This window comes from Haloferax profundi, from assembly GCF_001469865.1.
Taxonomy (GTDB): Archaea; Halobacteriota; Halobacteria; order Halobacteriales; family Haloferacaceae; genus Haloferax; species Haloferax profundi.
Window position 1 is genome coordinate 1 of record NZ_LOPV01000164.1, and the last position, 4,779, is coordinate 4,779.

General features: G+C 63.2%; 6 protein-coding genes. 3 read left to right on the plus strand and 3 right to left on the minus strand.

The features are described from left to right. From AUR66_RS08560 to AUR66_RS08570, 3 genes are all read right to left on the minus strand, one after another. A partial coding sequence (locus AUR66_RS08560) for a thiamine phosphate synthase (protein ID WP_197409709.1) occupies window positions 1–254 on the minus strand: 254 nt, incomplete at its 3' end. 103 nt (window positions 255–357) lie between these two features. Further along, a complete protein-coding gene (locus tag AUR66_RS08565; protein WP_058572036.1) occupies window positions 358–1,194 on the minus strand; it encodes an ABC transporter permease subunit in 837 nt (278 codons plus the stop codon). Then, window positions 1,191–2,138, minus strand: coding sequence for an ABC transporter ATP-binding protein (locus tag AUR66_RS08570; RefSeq protein ID WP_058572037.1), 948 nt, complete (start codon window positions 2,136–2,138; stop codon window positions 1,191–1,193). The genes AUR66_RS08565 and AUR66_RS08570 overlap by 4 nt, the downstream gene beginning before the upstream one ends. A gap of 240 nt (window positions 2,139–2,378) precedes the next feature. Between AUR66_RS08570 and AUR66_RS08575 the strand changes: the two genes are divergently transcribed. From AUR66_RS08575 to AUR66_RS08585, 3 genes are all read left to right on the plus strand, one after another. Further along, window positions 2,379–2,963 (plus strand): flavodoxin domain-containing protein, encoded by a 585-nt coding sequence (locus tag AUR66_RS08575; protein ID WP_058572038.1) that lies wholly within the window; start codon window positions 2,379–2,381, stop codon window positions 2,961–2,963. Beyond that, window positions 2,960–3,847, plus strand: a complete 888-nt coding sequence (locus tag AUR66_RS08580; protein ID WP_058572039.1) for a hypothetical protein — start codon at window positions 2,960–2,962, stop codon at window positions 3,845–3,847. Before AUR66_RS08575 ends, AUR66_RS08580 begins: the two co-directional genes overlap by 4 nt. Window positions 3,848–3,985: 138 nt before the next feature. Next, a partial coding sequence (locus tag AUR66_RS08585; RefSeq protein ID WP_058572040.1) for a hypothetical protein occupies window positions 3,986–4,779 on the plus strand: 794 nt, incomplete at its 3' end.

Genomic DNA, 4,779 nt, shown 5'->3' on the forward strand with positions numbered 1-4,779 from the left:
TCGTCGTCGCCGAGGTGAACACCGTCCGCGTCGACTGCGACGGCGATGTCCACGCGGTCGTTGACGACGAGTGGGACACCGGCGTCGGCGGTCATCGCACGGAGTTCGCGGGCGAGGTGGTATCGCTCGCGGGCGGAGACGTTCTTCTCACGGAGTTGGACGACGTCGACGCCGCCCTCGAGTGCGGCCGAAACCACGTCCACCGTCGACCGCGTCTCTGACAGGGTCGACTGTGTGACGAGGTACGTATCCATCTGAATATTCATTGGTTGTATTAGTCAGTGTTCGACCGAGTCGTCAAAACAGTTGTTGGTGGAATGGTTACACGAGTGGGGAAAACAGCAACCGGGGAACTCGTCAGTTGAGGTCGGTTCGACGGAAGACGAGGTACCCGAGAACGAGTGGAATCGTGGTCCACGCCGCGAGGACGAGGGCAAAGACCCACCACTGGGCGTAGAACGGAACTGCCCCGCCGACGAGTGCTTCGGCACCGGGTATCGCTGGATTGTTCGCACTCAGCGCCGCGGTCACCAGCGCACTGTACGCACCGGAGGGACTGAGACCCTCGACGAGGATGTACCACGCTGGGACCGTCGACGACGGGAATTCACCGAGGACGACGAGGTGAGCACCCTGCGGGACGAGGTCCCAGAGGAGCGCTAATCCGAGGTAGACGGCGATGCCGAGCGTCATCGCTCTCGCACGAGTGGCCGTCGCGGCGGAGATACCGATAGCGATGCCGACGAAGGAGACACCGAGCGCAGCGGTCAAGAGTACGATCAGTCCGAACGTCGCGACGGGGAGTTCGCCGTAGACGAGGAAGGCGAGGAGGCCGGCGATGAGAACGCCGGTGCCGATGCCGGCGACGACGACACCACTCCGACCGACGAACTTTCCGAGGATGACCGTCCCACGGGTGGGTTTGAGGCCGAGCAAGAGGCGGATACTTCCAGATTCGCGCTCACCGGCGATGGCGAGATAGGCCGCGACGAGCGAGACGATTGGGACGAGCATGGCGGCGAACTCCGTGGCCGCGCCGAGTCCGAGGAGGACAGACCCGTCGAACTCCGGGATGAGAAGCGGCACGAGCGACGTGAGACCCATGACGAGAGCGACGACGGTGACGAGTCCCCAGAGCAGTTTCGACCGGACCGCGTCGTCGAACTCCTTGGCCGCGATGACAGACCAACTCATCGTTCTGCCTCCACGACCATCGGTTCGTCCACAGGGTGCGTGTACGCCGAAAACAGGTCTTCGAGCGACGCCTCACGCGTCTCGATGTCGAGGATGCGACTGCCACCCTCTCGGACTCGGTCGACGAGTGTGACCTTCGAGGTTGGGTCTGTGCACGTCGCTTTGACGGTGCTTCCGTCGAGTGCGACGTCGGTGATGCCGTCGATGTCGTCGAACTCGACACCGACTGGTTGTGTGTCGACGGCGAGCGTAATCGTCGCGCCAGTCCCGACCGATTCGCGCAGGCCGTCGATGGTGTCGACGGCGACGAGTCGCCCACGCGAGAGGATGCCGACGCGGTCACACACCGCTTCGACCTGACTGAGGATGTGTGACGAGAAGAACACCGTTCCACCGGCGTCGGCGTGGGAACGGGCCAGCGTTCGGATGTCGCGGATGCCGTCCGGGTCGAGACCGCTCGACGGTTCGTCGAGGATGAGTACGTCGGGGGTTCCGACGAGCGCCATACCAAGCGCGAGACGTTGACTCATACCCTTCGAGTAGGTTCCAGCAGGCCGGGCCGCCGCCTCCGCGTCCAATCCGACGCGAGCGAGAATCTCGTCTGGGTCGTCGTCGCTCTCCTTCAACGAGATGGCGAATTCGATGTGCTTGCGTCCCGAGAGGCGGTGATACAGACTGTACCCGTCCGGGAGGATACCGACGCGCTGGTGAATCGCCTCGGCCTCGTCTTGCGCGTCGTACCCGAGGATGGTCGCCGACCCCGAAGTGGGTCGGACGAAGTCCATCAGCATGTCGATGGTCGTCGATTTCCCGGCCCCGTTCGGACCGAGGAAGCCGAACACTTCGCCTTCTTCGACCGTCAACGAGAGGTCGGAGACTGCGTACACGTCGTGGCCGTACCGCTTCGTCAACCCAGTCGTCTGGATGGCGGGCACAGTCACCATCCTCCTGTGAGGGGGTCGGAGCGCGGAACGTTCCTCCGACTCGGCCACTGTCGAGTCCAGAAGTTGCTCATATCGTTACAGACACCTCTCACGGAGAAAAGGGCCGATTCAGATTCTCACAGTGTGGTAGACTCGACATCTCGTGGCGTCCCACCTCGACGCCATCGCCGTTCCCGGAGGCTGAGAGTCTGAAACGGCCATTATGCCCACTGGCGACGAATACTCACTTGGTGACCGTAGATGGTGTCATTCCTCGTCGTATACGGGAGTAGCGAAGGACAGACAGCGAAGGTATCGGAGCGACTCGTGGACGTACTCGACGGCCGTGGCCACGACGCCACCGCCGTCTCGGCCGGGTCGATTCCTGCGGACGTGGACCCGGCAACGTTCGACGCGATACTCGTCGGGTCGTCGATTCACATGGGCAAGCACGCCAAACCCGTCTACGCGTTCGTCCGCGAGAATCACGAGACACTCGAAGCCCGACCGAACGCGTTCTTCCAGGTGTCGCTCTCGTCTGCCGTCGGTGACGAAGAGCGAGAGGCAGAGGCCGCGTCGTACATCGACGAGTTCGTCGAGAAGACCGGGTGGCACCCGGACAGAATCGCCGCGTTCGGGGGTGCACTCCGGTACTCGGAGTACGGCTTTATCACCCGACTGTTGATGAAGCGCATCGCGAAGGATGCGACTGGTGACACGGACACCTCGCGCGACTACGAGTACACCGACTGGGACGAAGTCGAGGCGTTCGCCGCGGACTTCGCGTCTTTAGTCGAGACTGGCGACGTGTCGGCCGGTGGCGAGTCGGAGGGGACACAGGCGTGAGTACAGTCGAGAGTCCAGCGTCGCAGTCGGATACTGCTGTCTCGGTCCCGCGACCGTACGTCGTCGCGTCGGCGCTGACGCTCGTCTTAGCCGCCGCTGCGACCCTCGTCGGACTGTTCGTCCCCGACTTCTACCGTGACGCGCCTGCGCTCGTCGCGCAGGTGTACGGACAAGACGCGCTGACGCTCGTCGTCGCGCTTCCGGTCCTCGCGGGGTCACTCTCGCTCGCACGTCGCGGGTCACAAAGCGGGTACGTCGTCTGGCTTGGCGTGACCGGCTACCTCCTGTACACGTACGCCTCGTACGCGTTCATGACGGCGTTCAACGAACTGTATCTCGTCTACGTCGCCCTGTTCGCACTCACGCTGTTCACCTTCGTCGGCGGATTGCTCCGACTCGACACCGTGACGCTTCGTGAGCGGATGGGTGACCACCCAGTGCGCGCGTACGTCGTGTTTCAGATGGTCGTCGCCGTCGTCGTCGGGGGACTGTGGCTTTCGGAGATTCTCCCCGCGACAGTGGGCGGAACCGTCCCCGTGAGCATCCGTGAGATGGGCGTTCCGGTGAACGTCATCCACACACTGGACCTCGCCGTGTTCCTGCCCGGCCTAGTCCTCTCTGCGTACTGGCTCTGGCGCGGTGACACTCGCGGGTACGCACTGACCGGCGTCCTCCTCGTCAAGGCGACGACACTCGGCCTCGCAGTGCTGTCGATGATTGTCTTCATGGCCCGCGACGGACAGGCCATCGTCCTCCCACAGGTGGCCATCTTCGCTGCGTTCAGCCTCGCCGGGTTGGTGCTGGTCGGGAGATTCGTCACGGCCATCCGGCGCGCGCCGACGCCGACGACGCGGACGACCCAGACGAGTGGTGAGATTCGATAGACTGTGCGCGACGACGGACGTTCTCACCCAGTTGGAACTGTGTGGTGAGTACATCCACTCGGGGACGATATATCGACCACCGAAAGGGTATCCTCCCGAGCGCATCGAGGCGCTGACTGGATTCATCAGGTGGTTACAATGAGAACACGTACACTCGGCATCGTGGCAGTCGCCGCCCTCGTCGTCCTCGCCGTCGTCGGTGGCGGTCTGTGGGCCGTCGGACGACTCTCGTTCCTCGATTCGTACGGCAGTGAGTACGACTACACGGTCCGCGTCTCGGCGGACGAACCGATTTCGAACGTGACTCTCTTCGTCCCGTTGCCGGTCCACGACGGCACGTCGGACATCGGAACCGTCGTCGAGACACGCGAGTACCTGAAACCGGACACGTGGTCGTACGCAGTCGTCCAGACCAGACACGGTCCGATGCTCAGGATTCACGCAGACGAGATACCCGCAGAACCGACGTACCACCGGCCAGTCGTCGAAAACGACCGACTCGTGCGCTGGGAGCAAATTCCGGCCGATGAGTACGTTCGAAACGACTCCGAGACAGTTCGCGTCGAACACGATGCTGTCGAAGTCGACGCCGACCTGACGACGAACCGGTCTATCGACACGAAGTCACCCGAACGGGTCGAACCGCTCCTCAACCCACGGTCGAACACACGGGCAGTCCCGTGTGAGTGGCCACACGACGCCGACGAGACACAGTGCTACTCGTACGATACCATGCTCTTCGTCGAGTACGACGGTCCGGAGACGACGCGCCTCACCGTGACGACCGAACTCCGCGGGACGAACTCCTGGTGGGTCGGTGGGTGGAACTTCAACGAGTACACCGACCGCGTCTACGTATACGACCTGCCGGGCGACCAACAGGGATGGGTCGTCGTCGACGGTGAACTCCAGACGGGCGTCGGGAACTACCC

Excerpts from the sequence above, each read along its gene's own strand:
- AUR66_RS08565 (WP_058572036.1), bottom strand. The coding sequence starts at position 1,194 with ATGAGTTGGTCTGTCATCGCGGCCAAGGAGTTCGACGACGCGGTCCGG.
- AUR66_RS08570 (WP_058572037.1), bottom strand. The coding sequence starts at position 2,138 with ATGGTGACTGTGCCCGCCATCCAGACGACTGGGTTGACGAAGCGGTAC.
- AUR66_RS08575 (WP_058572038.1), top strand. The coding sequence starts at position 2,379 with ATGGTGTCATTCCTCGTCGTATACGGGAGTAGCGAAGGACAGACAGCG.